Raw genomic sequence first — 24940 nt, forward strand, 5'->3', positions numbered from 1 at the left:
AGAATCTAGCAGGAGTGTTCTATGTTTCTCTCCCAGATCAAGCAGCACCTCGTGTGCTCGATGGGTCTCACCAGCCGCGCCCCCAAGCGTGGTTCGGCTCCCAAGCGTCAGGCGCCGCCGGTTCGTCCGGTCGTCGAAACGCTCGAGAGCCTGCAGTACATGTCGGCGACGATCCATGACGTCAACGCCAACGGCGACGTCGTCGTTGAAGTCACGGGTGACGTCGGGTTCTCGAAGAGCTACACCGTGGTCACCGCGTCCAACAACGCGGATGGCATGGCGACGCTCACCGTCTCGCACGGGTACTTGAACCCCGTTGTCACCACATGGTCGGCCTCGGTCGACACCCCGATCTTCGGGGTCCTGATCCAAGGCGACGGCACCAACAACGAGATCTTCCTCAACGGGCAGACGTCGGTGTTCGGTGGAGCGCTGATCAGCGTGGACAGCGGAGATGGCAACGACCTGATCGGGGCCGCCGTCGACACCTCGGTGATGCTCAACGGTGGTGCCGGCAACGACGGGATCATCTGCGGTGGCATGGCTGCCCTCGCCGAGGGCAGCAGCCCGGTTTTCATCTCCGGTGGCAGTGGCAACGACAACCTGCAGGGCAGTCAGGGCTTCGACGTCATCAACGGCGGCAGCGGCAACGACTACCTGCAGGGTAACACCGGCAACGATCAGCTCTTCGGCGGGTCGGGCAACGACCGGCTGTGGGGCAACCAGGGGGACGACTCCCTCAACGGCGGTGTCGGCGACGACTACCTGCGCGGCAACAGCGGCAACGACGTCTACTACCTCGACCTGACCTTCAGGTACCAGGGCCGTGAGGTGTTGGATGACACCAGCGGCCGCGACTCGATCTACTACGCGAAGGACACCAACTTCAAGGACATGACGATCAAGGGCCGCTTCGAGGTCTACCGGCTCGTCCCGAATGCGCCCGGCGTTTGAGCAGTACTGAGCATGAGGCTCGGTCAAAGTGACCCTTGGGAAAGAGGATTTGTATGTACAACAACGTGACAGGATGTCACATAAAGCAGCGACTTTGGGTAAAACCGGGTCGCTGCTTTCAATTTTCATAAAATCATGGGTTTATAGTATAGTTATTTCTACGTGTGTTTTTATTTCAATAATTAGTTTTATAAAGTATGGATTCTACAAAAACAGGAAGAGTGGAAGGGAAGATCGCCCTTGTCACAGGTGCTGCTGATGGAATTGGAAAAGCTATTGCAACCAAGCTTGCAGCAGAAGGTGCTACAGTAATAGTTGCCGACATTAATGCAGAACTAGGAACTAAAACTGCAGAGGAATTACGTGGGGTTTTTATGTCTCTTGATGTGAGTAATGAAGGTGCATGGCAAGATGCAGCGAGCTACATAACTAAAAATTACGGGCATCTCAATATTTTAGTAAACAATGCCGGTATCATTGGTAAGGGAGCTCAAGATCCTGAAAATGCATCACTTACTGATTGGCAGGTGATTCATAAAATAAATCTCGACAGTGTGTTTCTTGGGTGCAAATATGCTATTAAGCTTATGAAAGAAAAGGGAGGTTCTATTGTAAATATGTCATCACGATCAGGAATAGTAGGCGTGCCAGGAGCTGCTGCATATGCTTCAACAAAAGCTGCTGTACGAAATCATACAAAATCTGTAGCGCTCTATTGTGCACAGCAAGGATATCCTATTCGATGTAACTCAGTCCATCCTGCATCTATCCTCACTGCAATGTGGAAAAATATGTTGGGTGAAGGGGAAGCGTATACAGAAAATCTTAAAAAGTTTGCTAAAGATATTCCAATGCAGCGATTTGGTACTCCAGAGGAAGTAGCTGCTGCTGTTTTATTCTTGGCTTCTGATGAATCATCTTACACAACTGGATCAGAACTCAATGTAGATGGAGGAATTTTGGCCGGAACGACAACAAGCCCCGATACAGGGCTTGAGAAGAAGTAAAAGAGTTAATTATTATGCAGTAGGTGTAAGACTTTTTTCTACGACATCGAGAAGGTGTCGACTGCTAAAAGGTTTGGAAACAAAGGTGTTGACGCCATAGGCTTCAATGCCTTTTTCCATATTATGATTTGCCGAAATCATAATAATTGGAATAGCTTTGGTTTCATCTTTTGATTTAAGTTCTTTAGCAATTTCACGGCCGTCTAAACCAGCAAGCATAACATCCATGAGAATGAGATCAGGCTTAAATGTGTTTACAAGTTCGATAGTCTCTTCTCCTTTAAGAGTATATTTGGTTTCGTATCCTGCATTTTTCAACACCATCTCGATTCCTTTGGTAATAGGAAGATCATCATCAACCACAAGAATTTTCTTATTCATTTAATATCCGTATTGATTATATTTAAAACCCTGTATACTTCTATTTTCGCTGGAAGTATCCTTAATGTCAATAAGACTCAGTTTTTCTCCACGAGCTGCTTTCTCCCATGACTTTCGGAAAAAGTCTTTTGTTAGTTCGATTGATTTACTTCGACTGTCTGTTTTCTCAAAAAACGTAGAGAAAACACTATCTGCAGTATCTTCATAGAATCGAAGGAATTTTTCTTGTGTATTTCTCATATATTCAGTATAGATGCTAGGTATGAAGATTAAATGAAGGGGTCTTAACAATAAATCTTCTAATCAAGTTTTTGTACTTCAGCTCTAAATTCCTCAAGCATTTCAAGCATTTTAGCTTGGGACTTATCAATATCTTCTAAAATTTCTTTTTGCTGAGGGGTAAGATCTCCTGCCATTCCACCAATGAGCATATCCAAAAAAAGCTTTGATGAGGCAAGGGGAGTTCGTAGCTCATGTGATAGGTGAGAGAACAATTTTTTTGCTGAAGAATCAGACATGTTTTTTGATTGTTATTAGTAGTGAATCTAGATTGAATGGCTTTGCTATAAAATCATCAGCACCTGCATCCTTAACCGATTGTTCAGCTCCTGGATGAGCCGACATCATAATAATTGGAATTTGCTGTGTGGCTTTCTGACTTTTAAGCTTTTTACATATTTCGCGGCCGTCCTTACCAGAAAGGAGGATGTCGAGGAGTATGAGATCAGGAAGAGCTTTTTTGTTTTTTTCAATTGCCTCAATCTCTTCTGGGTGTTCTGCTGCCACAACTTCATATCCAGAATACTCAAGAGTAAAACGCATGGCTTCCATGATGCTGTGATCATCTTCAATTACCAGGATCTTTTTACTCATGTGTTTGTTTTGTGAAAGGCATAGTAAAGCAAAACTTTGATCCCTTTCCCTTAATACTTTTAACATCTATTTTGCCATGATGTCTTCGAACTATTTCGGAAGATATATAGAGTCCAATTCCGAGTCCAGGAAATGTACGTGCTTCCGGACCCGACACTCTATAAAAACGTGTAAAGATTTTCTTTTGCTGTTCTTTTGTGATGCCTATACCGTAGTCTTGAACAGTAATTTCTGCATTATGTTTTGTTTCACCAACATGAACAACTACTTTATGTGCCTCTGGTGAGTATTTTATCGCATTCGTTAGTAAATTTGTAATTACTTGTGCAATACGATATTTGTCACCCCATACTTTCTTTGTGAGAGTGCCTTTGATTGTAATCTTGTGTTGAATTGAACTTGCCTGAACACTTTCGATTGTATCTACAACAACTTCTTGTAAATCAAAAAATTCCTCATGAAATTCCAGCTTACCCAACTGTAATTTTGAAATATTGAGAAGATCATCAATAAGCAGCGTGAGTTTATTAATTTGGGTTTCCATCTTTTTAAGTGGAATGATCATTTGATCTTCACCTTTTCGTTTCATCTGCTCTAGAATAACCTGCGTGTACATTTTTAAAGAGGTGACTGGGGTTTTCAATTCATGACTTGCAACACTAATAAACTCATCACGAACTGAAACTGCTTTTTGAGATTCTGTAAACAAACGTGCATTGTGAATAGCGAGTGCCGCCCGAGCTGCAACTTCTTGTGCAACAGTGAGATCTGCTTGTGTATATTTTCGCCCCGATTCTGAATAAATAAAACTGATTGCACCAACAGGCTTATCTTGAATGATAATTGGAAGCATCATCACCGACGATAGCTGAAGCTTGCGAGCAAGTTTAAGGTGTTCTTCATCTCGTGCAGAAGCGACAAGCATTTCATCAGTAATAACTGGATAAAATTGTGTTTCACCCTTAGTAAGTACTTTAGTAAGTCCATTAGTCTCATCATTAATATCAGGTGGATCTTTTTTGTTGAGTTCAATAGCCCATTTTACTTTTTTGGGGTCTATGTGGGCTACAGCCAATCTATGTATTTGATTATCGGCAGTAAGCATATCTACTGCACACCAATCGGCAATCTCAGGTACACCAAGATCCGCAACAGCTTTGAGTGTTTTATTGTAATCAAGTGATGAAGATAATACTTTACTCACTTGAGCTAAGTATGAAAGATTTGATTCCACTTGTTTTCGTTCTGTAATATCGATATTAACTCCAATAACCCGAATTGCTTTTTTCTTTGCATTGCGAACTATTTTTGCTCGAGTCATCAGATGGTGAACACTTTTATCAGGCCAGATCACTCTGAATTCAATATTAAGTTCATTTTCGTGTTTCAATCCATATGCTGTTGCATCAGCAACTTTCTTCTTATCCTCAGGGTGAAGTAGTTTTGACCATTCGACGCTATTTTTTCCTTTAAAACCGCCATTTGGAAAGCCATAGAGGGCTTCAAAACCCTTTGACCATGTTGATATTCCTTTTACAAGATCCCATTCAAAAGTACCAATTTTTCCGGCTTTTTGAATAAATTCATCTTGATCTATGTGGTTTTGTTCCAAATGTGATGAGGACATATACGTAGTCTTTAGACATTGGCATAATACAGTATGGGCTGATACAAGTAAATAAAAACTCCCCACTTGGGGAGTTTTTGAAATTTATTCAGATTCTTCTTCAGAATCTTGTTCTTCTGTTGGAGCTTGTGTTCCTCCACTATGTGATGCTTTTTGTTCGTCTTTAGAACCTCCTTTTGAATTTGAGTTAGAATCTCGATTTGATGCCATAAAATTATTTAAATTATGTTACTAATGAACACGCTTTTAATGACGGGCTAGTTTATAACTCCTTACTTTAATGTTGAGCTGTTTTCATAATTAGACAACACAAAATCTTGTTGAGCATAAGTCTAAACTATACTCTGTAAAAAATAAGCGGTTTCTGCGTCATAGATAGCACATGGCGAACATAATTCTTTTATCTGGAATAGCAATTCTGTCTTTTATGCTTATATTTGTAGGCAATTTGTCACGTATCACAAGTGATATGGCTGTGGCACGTCCGGGCTATGCCTTCTATTTTCCAATCACAACAATGATGCTCATGAGCATCGTGCTATCATTTATTTTCTGGATTTTACGCCGATAGTCGTCTACTATAGAACGTATGTATAAAAAATTGCTCATCATTGGTGTTGCTGCTCTTTGTATGAGTTTGTTTGGTGTAGTTCAGATTCATGCTCAAGAAGAGTCTTCAGATGTGCAGGGTGTATGGAAAGCAAAAGTACTTGAGGTTACAAACCAGGAAACACGACTCGTTCCAGGTACTGATACACAGTCTACCTACCAAACTCTACAAGTAGAAGTTTTGGAAGGGGAAAGAAAAGGCCAGATTATAACTATAGAAAATGATTTCCTAAAATTAGAAAAAGGGGATGCTTTCTTTATGAATTATCTGAAGAAAGCAGATGGAACAGAATTATATTCTGTACGCGACATTGAGCGAAGGCCAACCATCTATTTTCTTATCGCACTTTTTGTTGCTGTGATAATCTCATTTGGCGGCAGACAGGGGATCCGCTCTTTAATTAGTCTTGCTGGTAGTTTACTTATTATTTTATATGTTTTATTGCCTGCGCTATTAAAAGGATACAACCCCGTACTTATGAGTACTCTCATTGCTACATGTATTTTGTTTTTAGCAATTTATTTTACACATGGATTTAACAAGGAATCTACAGCTGCATTTCTAGGTACTGTAATAGCAATTGTTGTAACTGGAATTCTTGCATCTCTTGCTGTGAGTGCTGCAAGCCTATCTGGCTTTGCTTCAGATGAGTCAGTGTTTCTAAATCTCACAACGAGGGGTACATTAAATATGCAGGGACTCTTATTGGGTGCAATCATTATTGGAGTGCTTGGAGTTCTTGATGATATCGCAATTACACAGGCGACCGTTGTGAGAGAATTATATGGCACCGCACCACATTTAAAAAGATTGGAAATATACAAAATTGCAATTCGTGTAGGGAAAGAACACGTTGGAGCATTGGTAAACACACTTGCTCTTGCATATACAGGCGCGTCGCTACCGTTACTACTATTGTTCTCTTCAGGAAGTACATCTGTATCCATGATTTTAAATTATGAAATTTTTGCGACAGAAGTTATTCGAACAATTATAGGTAGTATCGGACTCATACTCACAGTTCCGATAGTAACTGGCTTAGCTGTTGTGCTCCTCGAGAAGACAAGAGGACAAAAGCCTCACCATGCACACGGTCACAGCCATTCTCATAATCACGTGCATTAGTGTATACTAGTAAAGTACTTATTAAACAAATTACATGGCATCAATAGCATATTGCATGAAGTGCAAAGAAAAGCGGGATATGAAAGATGAGAAGGAGGTAGAAATGAAAGGTGGCCGACGAGCATTACAGGGAGTATGTTCAAAGTGTGGCACTAAAATGTTTAAGATCTTAGGTAAGGCAAAATAAACATTGAGATAGTAAAAATAAAAAGCACCCCGAAAATCTCGAGGGTGTTTTTTATTGCCCAGATTGACTCTAAACTAATTGTGTCCTGTCACACATTTTTTCGAAAGATAGAGATACTTAAGCGTCTTAAGTATTATCGTAAACATGATTGTTTATAGATTTTAAAAATAGAATTTTAAATTATGACTAAAAAATTATTATCAGGAATGCTTGTTGTTACTTTGCTTGCTGCTGGAACAGCTGTAGCAACAGCTGATACTTCAATGCATGGTTCAACAACAATGCAGACTCATTCAATTATGGTAGGTGATTATAAACATACGTTTAGTGCAAATCTTTCTGGAGGAATGGAAGTGCCACCTGTAACTACTCAGGGAATGGGTACTAGTGAATTTCATGTGTCAGGAGATGAGCGAACGATTCACTATAAGCTAGGAGTACACAATCTTTCATCTCCAGTTACAGGAGCTCATCTTCATTGCGCACCTATGGGACAAAATGGGCCTGTTGTTGTTCCATTAGCAAATCCAATGGGATCAACGACACATATGATGTCTGAAGGAATGATTACTGAATCTCAAATAACAGCAGCATCAGCAGCATGTAGTCCAAATATTCGCACCGCATCACATCTAGTACAGGCAATGCGGGAAGGACAGATGTATGTAAATGTTCATACTGAATTACATCCCAGCGGCGAAGTGAGAGGTCAATTAATGCTTCAAGATGGAAAGGCAAGTCCAGTATATTCTCATGATGATCATATGAAAATGTATAAAGATGGATACTCTATGATGAAAGAAGGTTATTCTTGGATGAGTAATCCAGACAAAATGTACGAAGGATATATGATGATGCACAAGGGCTATATGCATATGCATGATTCATACAAGCACGTTGATGCTGATCATCATGCAATGATGACAGAGGCTCATACTTGGATGCTCAGTGCACATCAAAAGATGCTCGATCATTATAATGCAATGCACAATTCTCTTATGATGCATTCACCAATGATGCATGCAACGTCTACTGCCACAACAACATCAATGTAGTCTATTCCAATAACTGTTTGAAACAATAAAACCTCAGAAAACTTCTGAGGTTTTATTATGTGTATATATGATAAAATGTAGCTAAAGTTTCTATAAAATTATTATGAAGAAATCTGCACTCATTACTTTTTTTGCTTTCATAGCTGCATTTATTACTCTTTTGGCTAGGGAAGCTATAAGCCCTACCGCTTCTCCACAAACTCTTCCTGCAAGTGTGTACAATGTGGTTCAAGTGGTAGATGGAGATACTATTAAAGTAGAAATAGACGGAACAAAGCAAACATTACGATTGATAGGCATTAACACTCCTGAAACTGTGGACCCACGAAAGCCAGTAGAATGCTTTGGTAGGGAAGCATCAAACAAAGCAAAAGAATTGCTTGCTAATCAAAATGTAAAAATTGTCGCTGATCCCACTCAAGACGAGCGAGATAAATATGATAGGTTGTTGCGATATGTATATTTAGAAGATGGAACAAATTTTAATAAACTCATGATTGAGCAAGGATATGCATATGAGTATACCTACGATGTTCCGTATCAGTATCAAGAAGATTTCAAAGCTGCTCAGCGATATGCCCAACAAAATAAATTGGGATTATGGGGTGCTACTTGTTCTCAAAACTAGTTGCCATATAATGTGATTCTCCTGGTTCTTCATGTCCATGGTTTACAAATGTACCGATGGTAAACATGAGTGCAATACCTAAAATTAAAGAAACTATATGGATACTAAGATGATCATGTTTTCGTACTGAATCAATAGTGTGGGGAAGGAGATCTCGTAGTACTACATAAATGAAACTTCCTGCAGCAAGGCCTAGCAATGGCAACTGGAATTGTTCAACAGCTGATACAAAGAATGTGAGAACAACACCAATAATTATAGTTCCAGAAATAAAGAAGTTACGAATAAGAGCTTGTCGGGAAGTGTATCCTGCCTCTTTAAGAATAAAAAATTCTGATGTTTCTTGAGCAAGTTCATGGATCAAAATTGCTAGAGCAGTAGTTATACCTACATAGGTACTAACTAAAAATGCAGTAGTAAGGAGAATGCCGTCGCCAATATTATGAAGTGCATCACCAATTTGTAATCGTCGAGCATCGATATGTGTGTGCTCATGATCGTGTTCAAGTGTGTCGTGATGGTGGTGAGTATCAGGAATTAATCTACTTGCAATCTCAACAACTAAAATTCCAGCTATCATCCACAAAAATACTGTACTTACTGATGAAGATTCATGAAGTACTTCTTCAACAAGTTGATAAATAATTACAAGAAACACACCCATTGAGAAGGTGATAAGGAATCGCAAATTATGTTGGAGCCAATTGTGTAATCGTGCAGAAAGAAAAATTCCTCCAATGAGAGATCCACACATAATAGCTACAACCGAGAGTGCAACTGGAATTATCATATAAACTCGAGTATATTCCAATTCATAAATTAATGCAAGTAAATTGCATTTAGACTGAGCACTGAGATAGTGATCCAGATTCAAAACCTCGATTAAATGAAGTGACCCGTTGTTCTGATGAACCGTGTGTCCAACTTTCTGGATTGGTTCTGCCTGTTGTTGCCTTTTGTATACGATCATCTCCAACCGCAGCTGCTGCATCAAGTGCTTCATTTATTTCACCCGGTGAGAATATTCCTAAGTCTTTTATTGAATGAGCCCACATTCCTGCATAACAGTCTGCTTGAAGTTCTGTTGCAACAGATTCAGCATTTGATTCACGTTCATTTAAACTCCCTAATATATTTTGTACATGATGACCGACTTCATGAGAGATAACATATGCTTCAGCTACATCTCCACCTTGAGCTCCAAGTCGAGAACTAAGTTCTTCAAAAAAAGTTTCGTCTAAATAAATAGTGCCATCCAAAGGACAGTAATGTGGTCCTACTCGTGCATCTGCACCACCACACTCTGATTGTGTTGATCCTCTGAAAAGTACCAGTGTTGGTTCTTGATATGTACGATTGTTTTCGGCAAATATTCGTTTCCACATATCATTGTTTGAACCCAATACTGTTGATGCAAATACTTCATAACTATCCGCTCCTTCAAAATCCTGAGCGTTGTATGTTTGCTGTTGCTGAAGCTGGTTTGGATCTATTTGTGTTATAACGTCAGTTACATCACCTCCATTAAGTAATGTAAAAATTATTCCAATAATTAGGCCCGTAATTCCTAAACCTCCTCCAATAGCCGCTGGCCCCATTGCGCGTCTATCTTGAACATTCCCACGTGATGATACTTTATCCCATAATGCCATATAGATATATAGACAGATTTTTTGTCTAAGAATTACACACGGGCTAATTATTCTGCGAGCGGTAGAGTGAAGTAGAACGTTGAGCCTTTTCCTTTAATACTTTTAACCCATAATCTTCCTCCTTGATTCACTATAATTTCATTACAAATGTAGAGACCTAAGCCAAGTCCTGGATATGTTTTTAATTCAGGAGTATTTATTTGATAGAACCGTGTAAAGATTTTATCTTGATGATCTTTATCAATTCCAATACCAAAATCTTGAACACCTACAATCAATTCTTTGTTTTTTTTCTTAATCTCAACAATGATTTTGTTTGCATGCGGAGAATACTTAATCCCATTGGTTAGAAAATTAATTATTACCTGGCGCACTCTATCTTTGTCGGCAAATACTTTTGAAGAATCAGCAGTTCTGACAGTGATTTTATGAGTAGCTGTTGTCGCTTGTACATCTGTCACTACATCAGTCAATAAATTCTTAAGAGAGAACTGAGACTTTTTGTATTCTAATTTACCTTTTTGGACTCGAGTAATATCCAAAAGATCAACTATAAGTTTGGTAAGTCTATCAAGTTGTTCTTCTATTCGAGTGGCAAACATATGACCTTTTGCATCATTTTTGTCTTTAAAATGTTGATTCAAAACATGAGAAAACATTTTAAGTGAAGTTACTGGAGTCTTAAGCTCGTGACTTACAAGAGCAACGAAATCTTCTTTTTGTTGGTCTGCCAATTTCTTTTCTGTAATATCACGACCAATAGCAGATGCTCCAATAATATTACCCTTAGTATCTTTAATGGGTGATACTGTAAGAGATACAAAAATTTCTTTTCCAGATTTATGAAAACGACGTGTTTCATAGTGTTGGATACGTTGACCCTTTTTTATGCAGCTAATTATATATTCCTCATCCTTATGAAGTGATGGGGGGATTAAAAAAGTAACATGCTTACCTATAATTTCTGAGTCTTTATAGCCATACATTTTTTCTGCTCCACGATTCCAGCTCGTAATTACTCCGTTCAAATCTTTACTCGTAATTGCATCGCTTGATGATTCAACAATTGCCGCGAGTCTCTTCTGAGCAAAATATGCTTCTTCAAGTTCTATCGTTCGATTTTCAAGATCAACCTGAATCTTTTTTTCATCAGTAATGTCTTGAGCTGTTCCAATCATCTTAACAACTCTGCCTTTTCTGTCTTTTATAACTCTGCCTATGCCTCGCACATATCTAATAGAACCATTTTTTCGAAATACACGGTGATAGAGAAGATATGGCTTTTTTGCTTTAAATGCCGTTTCAATTATTTTTTTTATTTCTGCTTGATCTTCGGGATGAATGAGAGATATATACTCATCAAAAGTTGGATTGTGTTTTGAGACGGGGAGATCAAATATCTTAAATAATTGAGGTGACCATATAATAGTGTTGGCTAAAACATCCCATTGCCAGTTACCAAGCTTAGCTGTTGTTTGGGCTAGCTGAAGTTCATTGTTTACAGATTCAATTGTTGCAATCTTTTCATGAATTACTTCTGTCATCAATTGAATACCTGTATACAATTCTGTGAATTCATCATCATTATCAGGAAGAGTGATTTTAGTAGAAAAATCACCAATTGCCGCTTTTGCAAAGAGGGGGCGAAGCTTTTTTAATTGTTTTTGAACATTTTTCTTGTAATGTTCTAGTCCGGGATCTTTCATTATTTCCATTCAATTATATATGTAGTACTGCCATCAGGATTGCTATATGACTCTACTTTACCTTGAAGTCAAAAATTCTCCAACATTGAACTGATAAAGCTCTTTGTATTATTAATTGCAAATTAGTTGCATTGTGGTAGTGTGCATATATGAAGCATGATTTCAGTACTATTTTAAAGAATAAGAAGTTTAAAGTTACTCCAGCTCGAGTGGCTATTCTTGAGGTGTTCTCAAAAGAATGTAAACCAGTAAATGCAGAGGAGATTTTTGATAGTGTGAAAGATACAAAGATAGATCAGGTAACGGTTTATAGAACGCTAAATTCGTTTGAAGAAACAGGTATTTTAAAAAGAGTAGATCTTCGAAAAGGATCTGCCTATTATGAACTTAATAGTGCTCAGCACCACCATCATATTGTGTGTACTATTTGTGGAACTATTGAAGGTTTTGATATGTGTTCTGTTGAAAAGATTTCAAAAGAAGTATTGAATACCTCTAAAAAGTTTAAAACTATTTCAGATCACTCACTTGAATTGTTTGGAAGTTGTACAAAATGCAGCAAATAAAAAACTAGCCATCGGCTAGCGGTTTGGGTCGCCCTGCATCTCTTCGGTCACGAGTGTGATTGTGACAAACTCGAGATCTGGTACTGGCGATGTCACTTCGGCGCAGTGTACGTCGAAGTTGAACAGGGCTGTTTCCGACTGAGGGAATCTTCGGTCCCTCCACCACTTTGCTGCTTCAGGAGCGGACTGTTCTAAAGCATTGATCGCATCGACCTGACGGACGATGTACCCTGGTTTGGGACCCAAGGACTTGCCATCGACTACTCCCGAAACGCCGAAGCCAATCCGGTCGAAGGCGATGCATGGCATCTCCACACCCACCCATTGGATCCGGATTATTACTGGGGCTTGACCATCGGGTGTTTCCACGATGACGATCTTTCCTGTAATCACTGGATTGTCGGGTATGACGAGTTCCTTTCTTTTGTACGAGTATGATTACAATAGTACTCAGCACTATATAAAACGCAAGGATTATTTTAATTGGATAGTTTTACTTAAATTTATTTTTCCTAAAACATGTAATTCTGTTATTGCACGGGTAAGGGCAACATAGAGTAAATCTTTTTTGATACGGGTTAACTCTTCATTTTGATTATGAGTAGTAATAGAATCATCAATTCCAACAATACAGACAATATCAAACTCGACTCCTTGTGATTCTCGCATCGTAAGAATGTGCACGTTAGAATTGCTTTTAAATTCAGAAATAAAAGGGGAGAGATATTCTGGGTTTTGAGCAAGAATACCAATGCTTTGTTCTGGATACTTTTCTATCAAGCTTTTAATATAATCTATTTCTTCTGCATTGCTTTGCATAACTAACTCACTCACATCTGGGCCTGATTTAATTTGTTCTGGAATAGAAATGTCATATCCCAATTTCTGAATATAATTCAGAATATTTTTAGTATTTCTATATACTTTCTTTAATAGTACTTGTTTCTCATCTGGAATAGCTTCACCGATCTGTTCCCATGAACGTATTGTCCCAAGCTGAATTTGCTGGGCCATGTCTCCCACATACACTATAGACTGGGTCTCTTTTGCTAGAGTGCTTTTAAAAAGACTAAGCTGTTCTGGTAAATAGTTTTGGAATTCATCTACTAATGCGAAAGAATATTCAGCTACAGTTTTTTCTTTTCTGAATGCTAGTTTCTTATCTTTGTGCTTTCCCTTTAAGCATTGTAAAAGTAAGGTGAGGTCAAAGCGATCTAGTTTCTTTTCTTTCTTTTGTTGAGCAAATAACTTCAGAGCTTCGACCGATAGTTTTTCTGAGTAGATTTGATTGAGTGTCGTAAATGGTTTTGCATTGAATGCGAGCTCGGGTTTTGATCTCAAGATCTGAAGCTTTTCAAATTCATATGCATCACGTTGTTGTTCTGTGGATCCAAATCTAATAGCATATGAATACTCTTGAGAATCTAGATCTAAAACAGTAAAAGCCCATTCTGAGAATGTAGTAATATGCACGCCTTTAATACCTAGCTCAGGAAGAAGATGTGAAAAGTAATCTTTTGTGCCGTTATCTTGCACTAGAATAATAATAGAACGTTCAGGATAAAGTTGAGATGTGTCTGGTGCTTGTACGAGATATGCTACTCGGTGAAAGGCGAGTGTTGTTTTTCCTGATCCCGCAGGTCCTGCAATAACTAAAGGTCCCTTGTGATGAGCTCTGATAACTTGATCCTGAGCTTTTTCCATTTGGGCCACAATTTCAGGAAGCATGAATCCTGATTTTCTGTTTGAGAAATGTTCTTGGTGAATAAGTTCACGAGGTGTACCTAAAGATTCTTTCGCAAAAAATATTACATTACCATCTACAATCATATACTGTTCTTTATCTTCGAGTAATGCATGTTTTTTTGTACCGTCTGGAAGTGTATAGAAAACAGGTCCTGGTTCTTCAAATCTGATAGATGCTACTGGCGCAACCCATGAATATATTTTTTCGTCACTCAAATGAAATTTTGCAAATCGGTATTCCACTTTTTCACCTGAATCTTTGAGGGTGAGATTTACTTTTATGAAGTAAGGAGAGTTATAAAGATGATCGAGTTCTTCAACCCGTTTTTCAAACTGAGCTTTAAGTGCCCAGTAGGTAACTTGATCTTCTCGAGCCAATCCTTTGATTGCAGACATGGGTAAACTGCTTCTATCAAATGCTGCTTTTCGAGCATCTACAATTTTAGTTCTAATAAACTCGATGTGGTTTTTAAGCTTGTGTAGTAAGGTTTCTTTACTCATGATTGTGATTTTTACATAAACAAAAAACCGCTAGTCGCGGTTCTTTCCAAATGGCCTGCTCAACGAGAGGTGTTTATGTGGTTTATAATTCCCAAACATATGAAGGTTTTATAGTACTGCTTATTTAAGAATTACGCAAGTTTGCACTTTTCTGCAACGAGCCGCATGAGCTGTTCATCACCAGCTTCGGTGAGTCCAGAAAAAGAAAGAATATAGTCACCAGCTCGAATAGCTCCACCTGTCTGATCTTTTTCTGGATTGCGTGTTTCAAAGCTTGTCATAATATGCGTGGGAGAATTTAGAAGTCTAAATGCTTTCTCCTGACTCATATTCATCCAGCGTTCTTTTTTATTTTGTGGAACTAATCCTACTGCTTGAAGTATAAGAGGAGATTGATCTTTTGATTCTGGATTATTTTTAAGTACACATAAAAAGCCGCTTGATCGATGTTGATCTGGTGCTCGGTTTTTATTTACAGACTCTAGAAATTCTTGAGAGCTTAGAATTTCAGATGTAGTGTTAATTATTTCTTGCATACTATGCCTGCTTTTTTAAAAGCTTCTTTCCAAAATTGAACATACTATCAACAACAGGAAGACTTTCTTTGCCAAGCTTACTAAGACAGTAGGTGACTGAGAGTTTATTAATTGTTTCTTCGTTGCGGATAATCATTCCCATTTCTTCAAGAGTCTTGAGCTTTGTTGTGAGGGTAGCAGAATTGATTCCCAATAATTCTTGAAGTTCTTTAAATCGAAGTTCGCCATTGCGTAGAGCATCAACAATCTTCAAACGCCAGCCATCACCAAAGACTTCAAAGGCTTTGATACATGCTGGTTCGTTGTTTGGTTCAGGTTGCTTGGAGTTTTGCATTGTGGTGTAGTTGGGTTTAAGTTTGCTTTAAAACTTAAAGTGCTTTATTATTTAAACTACTTTACTATATAAAGCAATAATAACATATTCAGACATTATGATCAAGATAAAAATAATTGCCGGATCGACACGGCCAGGACGGTTTAACACACAGCCAGCGCAGTGGATTTATAATCTCGCAAAAGAACGAAAAGATATTGAAGTAGAACTTTTGGACTTAGCAGAAATTAACTTGCCATTACTCGATGAAGCCGTTCCACCATCAATGGCTGGCGGGAAATATGAACATGAGCATACTCGAAAATGGGCAGCAAAGATTAGCGAAGCCGATGGATTTATTATTGTTGCCCCTGAATACAATCATTCAGTACCTGCGGCGCTAAAAAATGCTTTAGACTTTGTGTATCATGAATGGAGTTTTAAACCAGTAAGCTATATTAGCTATGGTTCACTTGCAGGAGGGGCTCGATCGGTAGAACATTTACGTGGAATTGCTGGGGAACTAAAGATGTATGATCTGCGAGAACAAATTTTACTTCCCGCATATTATGAAAATCTTAATGAGAAAGGTGAGTATCAATTTAATGAACGGCATGTAAAACAAGCTGAAGGGATGCTAAATGATATTACATTCTGGTCAACTGAGATGAAGGCATCTCGTGCAAAGCTATCAATATAGCTTTCCTATACACAGCTGTACATTGGATGAGCCTGAATAGTGCGATATACTTAAGTCACATTATCATGTGGTCTTATACTTCGCTTATTTGATGAAAAAGTTACATATATATTTACTTATAGCAGCACTACTTATTGGTAGTGTTGTTGTCGTTGGTATGATGATTGAAAAAAACAATCGTCTACCTGCTGCGGTTAGTCAATCCAGCATATCCAACACAACTCAGCGGGTTACTCAATTTATGCTGATAAATGCTGATAATGATCAGGCAATTACTTCAATTACTAATAACTCAGTAATAAATCTTGCTACATTACCTACAAAGAACTTAAATATTGAGGTAATTACTAATCCTGCTACTGTGGGCAGCGTTAGGTTCTCATATGACCAATATTCAGGATACAAGCTTCAAGATATCCCACCATATGCTATTGGAGGAAGTTCAACGAGTAGAGATTTCTATAGTTGGAATCTTACCGAAGGATCACATACCCTTAAAGTTACTCCATATACTGGTAAGGGAGGAACAGGTACAGCGGGAAGTCCTCTTACTGTAGAATTTTCTGTAATCAATCAAGTTCAACAAGCTACAATTCAAAGTCTTGAACTCTACAACACTGACTATAATGCACCAACTAAATTTTTTACTCCCATTACTGATGGCACCGTAATTGATTTAACTAAACTTACAACTAAAAATCTTACAATTAAGGCTAATCCATCTGCTGATACTTCTATTGTTCAATTTGATTTGGATGGAAAATTAAAATTTGGATATGAAACTGGTGCACCGTATTTTATGGCTGGAGATAATACTTCAAACTGGCCCTATGCATGGAATCCAACATTAGGTTCACATACAGTAGTGGTAACTCCATTTAAGCGAGTAAATGGATCACTCGTTGCGGGAGTTCCTAAAACAATTCGATTTTCTGTAATCAATCCAGCCCCAGTAGTTGTTGTACCAACTATGTCACTTGCAGCTCCTACGAGTATTACTTCAGGAGGGAATATTACATTGTCGTGGACATCTACAAACACTACGTCATGTGTAGCCTCAGGTGATTGGACAAATACTCAAGGTCCATCTGGAACCATTACATTCTCAGGAATTACTCAAGCAAAAACATTTACGTTAACGTGTACTGGTGCAGGAGGTAATGTTTCAAAGACTGTATCTGTAGCGGTAACTGAAGTAGTTGTGCCTCCCACTCCACCCACACCACCAACTCCGCCTACACCTCCCACTCCTCCAGATATAACCCCACCAGACACAACACCTGTTGTTGGGTATACGGATATAACACCTAAATTTGATTCTAAAATTGTATATGTATCATCATCACTAGGAAGTGATAGTAACGATGGATCACTTGGCGCACCGGTACAGTCGGTATCAAAAGCTATGACTATGATACGAAGTGGTTATCCAGATCAGATACTTCTAAAACGAGGAGATAGTTGGAGTGGAGAAATTACAAACTATATTACATCACTCTACAATCCAATCTCAGGTAGATCTGCATCAGACAGATTGGTAATTAGTTCATATGGCACAGGAAGTAGACCAAAAGTATCTTCAAATACCAACGGAGTCACTCTAGGTCATGGTACAAAACATATTGCTATTGTTGGAATCCATTTCGTCGGGAATTTTAAGGATGATGCAATACGACTTGAAGGTACTTCTGTTGGTGGTGAAAATATTCTTATTGAAGATTGCTACATAGAAAAGTTTGCAAAGGGAATTACTATCTCAGTTGCCCAGCCATATTCTCAAGTAACACAACAGAATTCACCTAATCTCATAAAGAATGTTGCTATTCGACGTAATGTTGTCGTTGATGTATTTAGTACTGTTGATGCGCAAGGGAATCTAGAACACCCTGAAGGAACATATTTTTATGGTATTAACGGCATACTTGTAGAAGATAATATATTTGATAACAACGGACGGCGGGCAAACGGAACAGGAGGTACAATCTTCGGACATGCAGTTTATATTACAGGTAGAAACTGGAACTCAGTTGTGCGAAATAATATATTCTCAAATGCAGCAAGTGATGCTCTTCAAGCTCGTGCTGGAGGAATAGTAGAAAACAACTTCTTCTACAATAATCCAATTCACCTTTCTTTTGGATATGTAAATGGAGGAGGACCACAACATTTAGGCGGTGTTCGAGGAACCGTTAAGAATAATGTGATGATTGGTACTCGTATTGTAGATGCGGGAGGACCAAATGTATCTGGTCCAGTAAATGGTAAACGAGGTCAAGCATTGGTAATGGCAAACATTGCTGAGGCTGTTGTAGAAAAAAATATTATTGCGTTTAATACACTGTCGACAAATCGTGCTGCTATTATTCTTGAGCCTGGATCTGGTGAATATGCAGCAGATGCAATAGGTATTCATAATCTTATGATACGAGATAATATTGTGTATCAATATCCTACTGCCTTTACAATTAATAGTCTTGGACTTGTTGGACTTGGCCGATACTCAGCAAGTAATATTGTATTACGAGGAAATCATCTTTCAGGTCTAGTTAAAGTAAGTTCTGCATATACTACTCCAGATGGACCATTTAATGCTCCTATTGAAGTGAGTCCAAATCTCAGTTCAAATTATGATTCATTTATTTTAGAAGCACGTAGTCAATCTAAAACAAATTGGCGATCTCAGTTTACTGCAACTGCAATCAACAATCAGGTGCGGAGCTTAATGTATTTCAAATAAAAAACACCTCAAGGAACTTGATCCTTGGGTGCATTATCAGACAAAGGATTTGCCTTTGTCTGATTTTGTTGTGGGGAACTACTTGGGTAGCAGAGGAAAATTGCAGCAACTATCGCTGCAGAAAATCCCACTGCTTGCATCCATGTGATTCCGCGGTTGACGATGATCGAATAGATCGCCGGTGGGCATGTTTGGGCGACGAGCATCACTACAAAAAGAATACCCACTTTTGCAGGCATAGCTTCGGATAGCAATGTGTTGAAGATCACCACGCCTCCGGTTGCGATCACTGCAGCAATGATGGTCATTGTCCAGTTGGCACGGTAGAGCGAACTTGTATCCATCAGTGCCGGAGTGATCAAGAGCGTAAGCTGAATACAGCTCACAACCACACACGTTACAAATCCAGATAGATTGCTCTTGTTCATGAACAATGGCCAGATGCCGAAGAGCAATCCCGCTGCGATGGCCATGATTTGATGTTTCATCTCCACAGACTCCACAAAGACTCGGAACATGACGCTCAGCGTAAATTACCACTATGAAGTAGTTTGTCAATTAACACATAATGCTATACTTATGTATATATGATAAAGAATAATAAAACAGCGTTTATAATTGGCGGGTCTATTATAGGGGGAATCATTATTGGATGTATTATTTGTTGTCTCATGATGATGTGTATGGGAGGAGGAATGATGAATCGTCATATGAAGATGAAAGGAATGTATTCTCAGAACATGAATGGAATGCACATGATGCCTGATGGAACAATGATGCCAAATGCAGGAGCTGTACCACCACGTGATACTCCTGGCATGCAAGGAATGATGGATCATATGAATGCAAATCTCGAAGGAAAAACAGGGGATGCATTTGATCAAGCGTTCTTAGAAGAAATGATTGTGCATCATGAAGGGGCAGTAGAAATGGCAGAAGCTGCATTAACGAATGCAAAGCATCCTGAAATCAAAAAGCTTTCTCAAGATATAATTACTGCTCAGAAGAAAGAAATTGCAGATATGAAAGCATGGCTAAAAGCTTGGTATAACAAATAAAAATCTAAAGTAAAAAACCACCCTATGGTGGTTTTTTACTTCTCAACTCCTACAACATCTTGTTAAACAGAGTACATTTTTTGTAGTTTTTCAATATCTTTATAAATATAGGAATCTGATGGAAGAGAAAATAATTCTACATCTAGCTTTGTACTTGTATCTGAAAATATTTTCTGTAACGCCATAAGTCTGCCATTACCTTCAAATGACATATAGCCATCTTTGTAGGGAATAATTTGAATTGGGCTTACAGAGGGCATTATTTCTATGAGCTGATCATTTGATATAGTCTCATCATTCAAAACCATAGTATCTTTTATATCAGAAAGTGCCTTCACTCTAAGATCAATTTTATCTAGTGCTGATTTTCTATTTATCGGGTGAATGAGAATAATAGAATGTATAGGTACTGATGTAAAAGTTCGTAAGGTGGCTTTGCGGGTAATATCAAGAACGATTTTTGCAAGTAATGCATCGCTAAGTGAGAGGTGACGTAATTCAGGGGTTTTATGTAGAAGCCATTTTCGGAACCGGTTTAGTCGATGAATCATAGTTGTAGTATAGCAAAAATATTACTTTTTCAAGATCATACTAGGGTGTCATAAAGCCTCAGCATTTTCGTCTCTAGATATATGTCAGACACAACAAAACTAACAAAAGTTGAAGCGTACCTTTCAAACGAACGTACACTACTCTCTTATATGCGAACAGCAGCATCAGTGGCTGTACTTGCTGTTGCAATGTTTAAGTTTTTTGAAGATGAATGGGTGATCTATTTAGGATTTGCTGTGTTACTACTTGGAGTTGGCGTATTTGTTTTGGGTACCTATAGATTTATTCAGGGAAGAAAACGAATTAATTCGATTACTACTTCGTAAGCCCAGCAAGTACTTCATCTAGTCGCTCATGTCCTTCTACAACTCCGTGCTCCATTCCAGACTGAATCATTCCATCGCGATCAGTTTGTGTTGAAAACACGGATGTCCCAACAACTCGAGTTCTGTTTCCAGGAAGACTTTCAAATCGAGCTGTTTCTAATGCAACATGACCTCGTTCTGGAAGACCTTCAAATTCAAATGTTCCCACAAGCAATTCTGGGGTTTTCATGTAGTGGGTGACACCGTTAAATGCATAAGCATTACCCTGAGGATCTTTTGAAATATATCTCCATGAACCTCCATTTTTTGCTTCAAATTTTTCAATTTCCATACTCATACCTCGAGGACCTACCCATTGTTTGTACAAATCAGCTTCTGTATATGCTCTAAATACTAAATCTCGTGGTGCATCAAATTCTCGAGTGATTATTATACTTAGTTGTCCTGGTTCTGCTACTATTGTTGTTTTATTAGCCATAATGTTTTTTCTTTAATTTTTCTAATACCTCATCTAAGCGCTCAAATTTTTCCTCCCATATCTTTCTATACTCCTCTATATATTCATATGCAAACTTCATCGCAGGAGGGGAGAGAGCAATATATTGATGCGTACCTTCACGTCGCTTTTCTATTAAATGTGCTTTTGCTAATACTTGAATATGTTTAGAGACTGCAGCAAGTGTGAGATCATATCGTTCTGCGAGTTCATTCACAGATAGTTCTTTCTTGGCTACGCGCTTTAATATATCTCGACGGGTGGGATCCGCGAGGGAATAAAAGATACGATCAATGTCTAATTTATATTCAACCATTTAGTTGAATAATATACTATATGAGTTTTTATGTCAAATAAAAAACCGACATGGTCAGAGGATCTGATTCATGCCGGCAACGGTGATCTTGAGGTTTTCGTACAGCCCGGGCACACCAACTGTGCTGTAGGATTGGCCATCTGGAGCAATGAACACGAGGTCACAGTCGCATACGAGCTCATTGCAGCCCGGGCAGGTTTGGTAGCGATCAAACACCTCCTGCTCGAGATCGATACCACGCACGTATGCGAGCGTGAGTAGCCAGCTGAGTACATCTGCAGCTTCGAGCTCAGACTGGTGATCTGCCATACCACCACGAAGAGGTGTATGTGGGCCTCTCGACTGGATGATGCTCAGTTCACCGACTTCGCTTACGAGCCTGCCGTAGATCTTCCAGAACTTGTCGCCCTGAAGGTGTCGCCAGCCGTAGACGGTCTTGAGGTGCTCTTGCCACCGTCTCAACGTCCAGCCGCGCTGCTCATCATGCAGCTTGTAATCCTTTGGGTCGGGACGGGTTGCATCATTGCAGTCGCAGGGCATGTGCGTGCAGTACAAGCAGCCATACGGCGGGAACTTGTACATCATCCCGCGCTCAAGGTCGACGCGACCATTGAAGAAATTGACTACGTTGTAGAAGTAGCTGACACTTCTCGCAAGTCGTCCGGGCAGGCGCTCGCTTTTCCGCTCCGCATCAGCGATCTTGCCGACGCGGTAGATCATATGGCCTGCACGTTCCGGGAACGAACCTCCGGTGTGTTGAACACGACGGTTGTACATCCGGTTGAAATGGTTCTGCAGTCCGAGAATGGTGGTTTCCATGTGACGCGCTCCTACGTGGTGTTGTGGTCGTAGTACAGAAGAACGACGATCGTTCTGTCGCTATACTATTGCTGTGGGTACCAATTTGCAAGTACTACTTCAATATTTGAGTCTCCAGTATTTACAAGTGTTTTAAATTTAGCCACATCTGCTAATCCATCTTGTCCGCGGTAGTGGTAGGGATATACGATCTTTGGTTTGAATGCGAGCACTGCTTGAGCTGCATCTTCAACACCCATAGTGAATGGAAGATTCATAGGAACAAATGCCATATCAATATCAGTGAGTGCTTTCATTTCTGGAGTTGGTCCGGTATCACCAGCAACATACACTCGGTAGCCATCTCGCTCAATTATGTATCCATTGCCTCGGCCTTTTGTATGTCTGCTATCTGTTGCTTCAGGATAGTTATACATAGGTACTGCGGTAATAGTGAAACCTTGTTCTGTTCGTGTCTGACCATTGTTCATTACAACTGCTCGTGATTTAAGATTTGCAGGAAGCAAATCAACTACTGCTTTTGGTGCGATAAGTGTAGAGCTGCCAACGATAGTATTTAATGTACTGGTACTTAAGTGATCTCCATGGATATCAGTTACAAGAATGATATTTGGTGGTTGAATTCCTTGAAAGTTTGCTGCGCCACCCGTTGGATCCAAAAAGATATTTTTATTTGCCCAAGTGAGAACTCCGGTTGCATGTGAAAGCGGAATCACTGTTACAGGAACATTTTGTTGCTGTGTATTTCCTGTCTGATTGGTTGAGGTTGCTAACGGTTGAGTCCCATCTGTTGTTGTAGTTCTATTTAAAAGTGAAAACAAGGCGATTATTATAATAATTACTAAAATTATGGGTATGATTCTTTTCATATAAGTTCATTATACCAACTAGTAATAGGTCAACAATACTAAGACGTGTGAGAACTAAGAATCTGTATTTTTAAGTATAAAAAAACCGTGTCGAAACACGGGTGTCATGAAATCTACGACAAGAACTGATGGTGCACTTACGGCTTGATCCACACCGCAGTGGACTCTGCTGAGATCGTCGTTGATGTGCTACCAGTGGAGCTCACGGTTATGCGAACTCCCTGGCCGGTCACGCTGTAGACGCCACCTCTTTGGAAACCGCTAATGCTCTTGCTAACCGTGGTGTCGGTCGAGTAGACCTTGAACGTGGCAAGTGCCACTTGGCGCATAGTGCCAGTGGTTTGCTGTTGGCGGATCACCAGCCGAGTATGTGTGGCCCGAGGACCACTTGGGTTGATGGTGTAGGTGAACTTCACCGTCGCCGCACCCGTAAGCGTATTACGGGCGACGATCTGCCGCTGCAGGTAGAGCGGTGGTTGTACCCGCGTTACCGAGGTTGTGGTCACCGCTCTAAGGTTGTAGGTGTAAGCAGCCTGTGCCACCGAGTCGAGAATCGATGTCGCGCCTCCACCGAGGCCAACCGACATCACAGTACGATTTTCGAGACATTCAACATACGGAAGCATGAAACGTAGTCCTTCTGCATGCAAACGAAAAGGAGCAGCCGTGCTCCTTGTTCATCTGCGGGAACTGAACCGAACGGTACAATACCAAAAAATCAGGAAAATCTCAAGCCTTCTTTTTTAAGTGCAGCTCGCAAGAGTGGAAGTGAACCTGGTCCCATGCCGTGAAGAGCTAAGATTTCTTTTTCAGAATATCTTGAGAGTTTTTTGAGGGAATCTATACCAGCATTAAGTAATGCTCTTTGTGCTGGTGCAGAAAGTTTTATTTGACTAATTTCTTTCATAAGCTAATTACATAAATACAAAATATGCAGCAATAATAATTGCTGCTTGTGCGAGTACATACGTAGTATCAGTAATAATTGCATACTTACTTTTACCTGAGAAAAGACTTGTTGCTTTAATGAATACTGCGACCATACACACAATGAGAATGGCAAATGGTAGGGAAAGAACAAGGGCGAGATTCAAAACCCATGCAAATAAAATAGTTCCTAATCCTTGTGACAAAAGAATTAATCCAAGAGGTCGGCCGGGAACAGCTGGTGTACCCATGCCTGCACGCCATTTGTTTCCAAACATTTTTGGTGAAAACCATAATGATCCAAGTGAGAAAGCAATAAAAGCCCCTATAATAACTGACAACCAATTTATATTAGTTAGAAGTGATTCCATAAAAATATTTATTAAATGATATTTAAAGTATAGCAGAGTTAGAATAATCTAGCATAAAAAAAACGCATACAGCCAGGAAGTTTACTTGGTCGGTATATGCGTTGGGGGATTGCGTGGTGTTTGCGGGACGCGGTATTCTTTGCCGCAATAGATACACCACATCTGCTTGCCGCGCGTATGTTCGTCTACAGACTGGGTTTTGACGCAGCGCGGATTGGGACAATAGAGTTTCACGGGCATGGTTGGCTCCTTTCACTCTACCTATCCATAATGGTACAGCTATTTGGCATTTATACAACGGA

General features: G+C 39.6%; 34 protein-coding genes. 12 read left to right on the forward strand and 22 right to left on the reverse strand.

The genetic code is table 11. From position 1 onward, the window contains the following. Positions 1 to 21: 21 nt before the first annotated feature. Together V4519_01935 and V4519_01940 are read left to right on the forward strand one after the other, a co-directional pair. On the forward strand, positions 22 to 954 hold the full coding sequence (locus V4519_01935) for a calcium-binding protein (protein ID MES2436745.1): 933 nt from the start codon (positions 22 to 24) through the stop codon (positions 952 to 954). 197 nt (positions 955 to 1151) lie between these two features. Then, positions 1152 to 1961, forward strand: coding sequence for a glucose 1-dehydrogenase (locus V4519_01940; protein ID MES2436746.1), 810 nt, complete (start codon positions 1152 to 1154; stop codon positions 1959 to 1961). A 12-nt stretch (positions 1962 to 1973) separates the two neighbouring features. Here V4519_01940 and V4519_01945 read toward each other — a convergent pair whose 3' ends face one another. From V4519_01945 to V4519_01970, 6 genes are all read right to left on the reverse strand, one after another. Further along, complete coding sequence (locus tag V4519_01945) at positions 1974 to 2342, reverse strand: response regulator (GenBank protein ID MES2436747.1); 369 nt, start codon at positions 2340 to 2342, stop codon at positions 1974 to 1976. Next, positions 2343 to 2582: a hypothetical protein gene (locus V4519_01950; GenBank protein MES2436748.1), complete on the reverse strand. Its 240-nt coding sequence runs from the start codon at positions 2580 to 2582 to the stop codon at positions 2343 to 2345. A gap of 59 nt (positions 2583 to 2641) precedes the next feature. Continuing rightward, positions 2642 to 2860, reverse strand: a complete 219-nt coding sequence (locus V4519_01955) for a histidine kinase dimerization/phospho-acceptor domain-containing protein (GenBank protein MES2436749.1) — start codon at positions 2858 to 2860, stop codon at positions 2642 to 2644. Next, positions 2853 to 3215: a response regulator gene (locus V4519_01960; protein ID MES2436750.1), complete on the reverse strand. Its 363-nt coding sequence runs from the start codon at positions 3213 to 3215 to the stop codon at positions 2853 to 2855. The genes V4519_01955 and V4519_01960 overlap by 8 nt, the downstream gene beginning before the upstream one ends. Continuing rightward, positions 3208 to 4842 carry an ATP-binding protein gene (locus V4519_01965; GenBank protein ID MES2436751.1) on the reverse strand — a complete coding sequence of 545 codons (1635 nt, stop codon included), beginning with the start codon at positions 4840 to 4842 and terminating at the stop codon, positions 3208 to 3210. Before V4519_01965 ends, V4519_01960 begins: the two co-directional genes overlap by 8 nt. Positions 4843 to 4926: 84 nt before the next feature. After that, complete coding sequence (locus V4519_01970) at positions 4927 to 5052, reverse strand: hypothetical protein (GenBank protein MES2436752.1); 126 nt, start codon at positions 5050 to 5052, stop codon at positions 4927 to 4929. A gap of 172 nt (positions 5053 to 5224) precedes the next feature. Between V4519_01970 and V4519_01975 the strand changes: the two genes are divergently transcribed. The 5 genes from V4519_01975 to V4519_01995 all read left to right on the forward strand — a co-directional run bounded on the left by V4519_01975 (position 5225) and on the right by V4519_01995 (position 8447). Continuing rightward, positions 5225 to 5413, forward strand: coding sequence for a DUF2905 family protein (locus V4519_01975; protein MES2436753.1), 189 nt, complete (start codon positions 5225 to 5227; stop codon positions 5411 to 5413). 18 nt (positions 5414 to 5431) lie between these two features. After that, positions 5432 to 6577 carry a YibE/F family protein gene (locus V4519_01980; protein MES2436754.1) on the forward strand — a complete coding sequence of 382 codons (1146 nt, stop codon included), beginning with the start codon at positions 5432 to 5434 and terminating at the stop codon, positions 6575 to 6577. Positions 6578 to 6611: 34 nt separating this feature from the next. Beyond that, entirely contained in the window at positions 6612 to 6764 is a 153-nt protein-coding gene (locus V4519_01985) for a DUF5679 domain-containing protein (protein MES2436755.1), read from the forward strand. Between the two features lie 182 nt (positions 6765 to 6946). Continuing rightward, complete coding sequence (locus V4519_01990; protein ID MES2436756.1) at positions 6947 to 7819, forward strand: CHRD domain-containing protein; 873 nt, start codon at positions 6947 to 6949, stop codon at positions 7817 to 7819. 103 nt (positions 7820 to 7922) lie between these two features. After that, the gene (locus tag V4519_01995; protein MES2436757.1) at positions 7923 to 8447 is read left to right on the forward strand and encodes a thermonuclease family protein; all 525 of its coding nucleotides are present in this window, start codon (positions 7923 to 7925) and stop codon (positions 8445 to 8447) included. Here the strand turns inward: V4519_01995 and V4519_02000 are convergent. The 3 genes from V4519_02000 to V4519_02010 are packed head-to-tail and all read right to left on the reverse strand — an operon-like array spanning position 8428 to position 11814. Further along, entirely contained in the window at positions 8428 to 9237 is an 810-nt protein-coding gene (locus tag V4519_02000) for a ZIP family metal transporter (protein MES2436758.1), read from the reverse strand. The two genes, V4519_01995 and V4519_02000, sit on opposite strands and share 20 nt — an antisense overlap. A 49-nt stretch (positions 9238 to 9286) precedes the next feature. Further along, positions 9287 to 10099, reverse strand: coding sequence for a neutral zinc metallopeptidase (locus V4519_02005; protein ID MES2436759.1), 813 nt, complete (start codon positions 10097 to 10099; stop codon positions 9287 to 9289). 47 nt (positions 10100 to 10146) lie between these two features. Then, complete coding sequence (locus V4519_02010) at positions 10147 to 11814, reverse strand: PAS domain S-box protein (GenBank protein MES2436760.1); 1668 nt, start codon at positions 11812 to 11814, stop codon at positions 10147 to 10149. Between the two features lie 140 nt (positions 11815 to 11954). Here V4519_02010 and V4519_02015 point away from each other — a divergent pair, with 140 nt between their 5' ends. Then, positions 11955 to 12371: a transcriptional repressor gene (locus tag V4519_02015; protein ID MES2436761.1), complete on the forward strand. Its 417-nt coding sequence runs from the start codon at positions 11955 to 11957 to the stop codon at positions 12369 to 12371. 15 nt (positions 12372 to 12386) lie between these two features. Here V4519_02015 and V4519_02020 read toward each other — a convergent pair whose 3' ends face one another. From V4519_02020 to V4519_02035, 4 genes are all read right to left on the reverse strand, one after another. After that, complete coding sequence (locus V4519_02020) at positions 12387 to 12764, reverse strand: hypothetical protein (protein MES2436762.1); 378 nt, start codon at positions 12762 to 12764, stop codon at positions 12387 to 12389. Between the two features lie 81 nt (positions 12765 to 12845). Further along, the gene (locus V4519_02025) at positions 12846 to 14618 is read right to left on the reverse strand and encodes a UvrD-helicase domain-containing protein (protein ID MES2436763.1); all 1773 of its coding nucleotides are present in this window, start codon (positions 14616 to 14618) and stop codon (positions 12846 to 12848) included. 131 nt (positions 14619 to 14749) lie between these two features. Further along, entirely contained in the window at positions 14750 to 15154 is a 405-nt protein-coding gene (locus V4519_02030) for a hypothetical protein (GenBank protein MES2436764.1), read from the reverse strand. Between the two features lies 1 nt (position 15155). Continuing rightward, positions 15156 to 15488: a helix-turn-helix domain-containing protein gene (locus V4519_02035; GenBank protein ID MES2436765.1), complete on the reverse strand. Its 333-nt coding sequence runs from the start codon at positions 15486 to 15488 to the stop codon at positions 15156 to 15158. A 97-nt stretch (positions 15489 to 15585) separates the two neighbouring features. Here V4519_02035 and V4519_02040 point away from each other — a divergent pair, with 97 nt between their 5' ends. Together V4519_02040 and V4519_02045 are read left to right on the forward strand one after the other, a co-directional pair. After that, positions 15586 to 16167, forward strand: coding sequence for an NAD(P)H-dependent oxidoreductase (locus V4519_02040; protein MES2436766.1), 582 nt, complete (start codon positions 15586 to 15588; stop codon positions 16165 to 16167). A gap of 91 nt (positions 16168 to 16258) precedes the next feature. Next, positions 16259 to 18904, forward strand: coding sequence for a hypothetical protein (locus tag V4519_02045; protein ID MES2436767.1), 2646 nt, complete (start codon positions 16259 to 16261; stop codon positions 18902 to 18904). An 8-nt stretch (positions 18905 to 18912) separates the two neighbouring features. On the opposite strand, the gene V4519_02050 is transcribed toward V4519_02045, so the two are convergent. Beyond that, the gene (locus V4519_02050; GenBank protein ID MES2436768.1) at positions 18913 to 19392 is read right to left on the reverse strand and encodes a hypothetical protein; all 480 of its coding nucleotides are present in this window, start codon (positions 19390 to 19392) and stop codon (positions 18913 to 18915) included. A gap of 99 nt (positions 19393 to 19491) precedes the next feature. Between V4519_02050 and V4519_02055 the strand changes: the two genes are divergently transcribed. Next, positions 19492 to 19962: a DUF305 domain-containing protein gene (locus V4519_02055; GenBank protein MES2436769.1), complete on the forward strand. Its 471-nt coding sequence runs from the start codon at positions 19492 to 19494 to the stop codon at positions 19960 to 19962. Positions 19963 to 20024: 62 nt separating this feature from the next. Here V4519_02055 and V4519_02060 read toward each other — a convergent pair whose 3' ends face one another. After that, positions 20025 to 20513, reverse strand: a complete 489-nt coding sequence (locus V4519_02060) for a hypothetical protein (GenBank protein MES2436770.1) — start codon at positions 20511 to 20513, stop codon at positions 20025 to 20027. A gap of 81 nt (positions 20514 to 20594) precedes the next feature. On the opposite strand from V4519_02060, the gene V4519_02065 reads away from it, so the two are divergent. Then, positions 20595 to 20840 carry a DUF202 domain-containing protein gene (locus V4519_02065; protein MES2436771.1) on the forward strand — a complete coding sequence of 82 codons (246 nt, stop codon included), beginning with the start codon at positions 20595 to 20597 and terminating at the stop codon, positions 20838 to 20840. Here the strand turns inward: V4519_02065 and V4519_02070 are convergent. The 7 genes from V4519_02070 to V4519_02100 all read right to left on the reverse strand — a co-directional run bounded on the left by V4519_02070 (position 20830) and on the right by V4519_02100 (position 24638). Further along, entirely contained in the window at positions 20830 to 21318 is a 489-nt protein-coding gene (locus V4519_02070; GenBank protein ID MES2436772.1) for an SRPBCC family protein, read from the reverse strand. The genes V4519_02065 and V4519_02070 overlap by 11 nt on opposite strands. Then, positions 21311 to 21652: a metalloregulator ArsR/SmtB family transcription factor gene (locus V4519_02075; GenBank protein MES2436773.1), complete on the reverse strand. Its 342-nt coding sequence runs from the start codon at positions 21650 to 21652 to the stop codon at positions 21311 to 21313. The genes V4519_02070 and V4519_02075 overlap by 8 nt, the downstream gene beginning before the upstream one ends. Positions 21653 to 21706: 54 nt before the next feature. Continuing rightward, positions 21707 to 22471, reverse strand: coding sequence for a hypothetical protein (locus tag V4519_02080; protein MES2436774.1), 765 nt, complete (start codon positions 22469 to 22471; stop codon positions 21707 to 21709). 65 nt (positions 22472 to 22536) lie between these two features. Further along, a complete protein-coding gene (locus tag V4519_02085) occupies positions 22537 to 23340 on the reverse strand; it encodes an MBL fold metallo-hydrolase (GenBank protein ID MES2436775.1) in 804 nt (267 codons plus the stop codon). A gap of 137 nt (positions 23341 to 23477) precedes the next feature. Then, complete coding sequence (locus V4519_02090) at positions 23478 to 23927, reverse strand: hypothetical protein (GenBank protein ID MES2436776.1); 450 nt, start codon at positions 23925 to 23927, stop codon at positions 23478 to 23480. A gap of 131 nt (positions 23928 to 24058) precedes the next feature. Beyond that, on the reverse strand, positions 24059 to 24247 hold the full coding sequence (locus V4519_02095) for a DNA-directed RNA polymerase subunit alpha C-terminal domain-containing protein (protein MES2436777.1): 189 nt from the start codon (positions 24245 to 24247) through the stop codon (positions 24059 to 24061). 7 nt (positions 24248 to 24254) lie between these two features. Further along, positions 24255 to 24638, reverse strand: a complete 384-nt coding sequence (locus V4519_02100; GenBank protein ID MES2436778.1) for a DUF1761 domain-containing protein — start codon at positions 24636 to 24638, stop codon at positions 24255 to 24257. Positions 24639 to 24940 lie beyond the last annotated feature (302 nt).

The sequence above is a fragment of the Patescibacteria group bacterium genome (genome assembly GCA_040387855.1).
Classification (GTDB): Bacteria; Patescibacteriota; Minisyncoccia; order Phycocordibacterales; family JAKAEA01; genus JAZKCY01.